This window comes from Xanthovirga aplysinae, from assembly GCF_009711365.1.
GTDB lineage: Bacteria > Bacteroidota > Bacteroidia > Cytophagales > Cyclobacteriaceae > Xanthovirga > Xanthovirga aplysinae.
In genome coordinates this window covers 1-1,675 of record NZ_SMMB01000659.1, presented here as the reverse complement: position 1 = coordinate 1,675, position 1,675 = coordinate 1, and the positions used below count along the sequence as shown (strand labels likewise).

Sequence of the window (1,675 nt, the reverse complement as noted above, 5' to 3'; positions counted from 1 at the left end):
CAAAGAGATGATCCTAGTTTCTCCTTTACCTAGATCTTTTTTTGCTTTCAATGAATCATAGGGGATTTTTTTCAAAAAATAAGCATGAATAGATGAGTCCGACAAGCAGATATTGATTTCATTGAAAGGGGAATCAATATTTAATTCAGTTTCCTTTTTTATAAATTTCGATAAACTACTTTTTAGTCTATAATTCCCTCTAGAAGGTAGATCGGTTTTAAACTCTCCTGAATAGTTAGTATAAAAGGTTTTTACTAAAGTATCCTTCTGGTAAACTTCCATTTTTACCAATAAGGTGTCAATTTCCCTTTTAATAGGTTTCTTCTTCTTTTTAATGTAGTTAAATGTTAATTTTCTTGGAATACTAACGCTTGCAGTAAAGTCTGGGCATAATTCAACTTTTCCAGAAAGACTGACCTGTCCTACTGCAATATAATAATTAATAATCAAGAACAATATGCTTATTATTTTTCTCATTCAATGACCACTAACGGCCCGGCTTGCTGCTGTGCTTTTTAGCGTCGGTTATTTTGCGCGCTGGCAAAGCATGGCAGCAAGCCATTGTTGGCAGATGGCTTTTTTAAATTTTTTAATCAGATTGATGAAGCCATTTATAAGTTCCTTCTTTATAAGTGATAATTCCACCACCAACCTCTTCTTTTCTAACTACAATTGAAGGGTTATCAAGTCTAATAATTGTATCGCCAATTATTATAGCATCTTCAATAAGTACCTCATATGTACTTGAGTCTTTCACAAGTCCCCAATAGTCTACCCAATTGAACTCTGTTAAATGGGCGAACTTTTCACCAAAGCCTATTTTTACTTCATCATCAGTTTTTCCCTCCATGATTATTATTCCGGAAGTCTCATGTTCTCGTTTAAAAATAGCTTTGTCAAGAGCTCCATCCCCGTTAAAATCAGCAATTATGGTGTCAGTCAAATGAAAAAGTTTTGCACTTTTAAATTCATACTTTAGTTCTTGCTCTTGGTAATTTACATGATTTTTTGATTCTACTTCAGGCTCACTTTGATTATTTCTCTGCTTAATGGAGACAATGGTTTTTTTAAAGTTCTCCTTTTGGGTTAAATCTTTGTTTCTATTTTTTTCTTTTTTATGGTCTCCGCAACTCGTCAAAAGACCAAAAATCATTATTAAAATTAAGTTTTTCATTTATTTTTTGCTTGCTGCCAACGTCTCAGCTATGCCCAGTAGTGACCGCTAGGGAGCTATTGGGCATAGCTATTGTTAGCCAAAGTTTTATTTAAATAAGTATTTTGTTCATTTGGTGATAATATATATTCGCACATATTTAAATCTGAGTGAATTCCAAAATCGTCTATCCCTAGTAATTCAAAAAATTGTTTATCGTCCTTTTTTATCCTAAAGATTGAATATCCGCATTCAAACAAGATTTTTTGAATGCGGTTTTGTCTATTCAGTCTGGGTTTGTTATTCTTGTTATATACTGGCAATATCTCAATTAGAATAAATGGTCTATGAGATTCTATTTCTTGTCTTAATCCTTCTATCACCTCCATCTCAGCACCCTCCACATCAATTTTTATAATTCCAATTTTCATTTGATTTTGGATGGACAAATTGGAGAAGCTAAATACTGGTACATTAATTGATTTTTTAACCCTTTCTCTATCACGAAAATCGTCTATGATA

The 1,675-nt window shown here is 32.5% G+C and carries 3 protein-coding genes; all 3 read right to left on the bottom strand.

Features of this window, described 5'->3' with window-relative positions:
• On the bottom strand, nt 1–477 hold a 477-nt coding region (locus E1171_RS03830; protein ID WP_222931376.1), incomplete at its 3' end, for a hypothetical protein.
• Nucleotides 478–589: 112 nt separating this feature from the next.
• The gene (locus tag E1171_RS03825) at nt 590–1,174 is read right to left on the bottom strand and encodes a hypothetical protein (protein ID WP_155204260.1); all 585 of its coding nucleotides are present in this window, start codon (nt 1,172–1,174) and stop codon (nt 590–592) included.
• Between the two features lie 56 nt (nt 1,175–1,230).
• Nucleotides 1,231–1,675: FkbM family methyltransferase (locus E1171_RS03820; RefSeq protein WP_155204258.1), on the bottom strand; the 445-nt coding region annotated here is incomplete at its 5' end.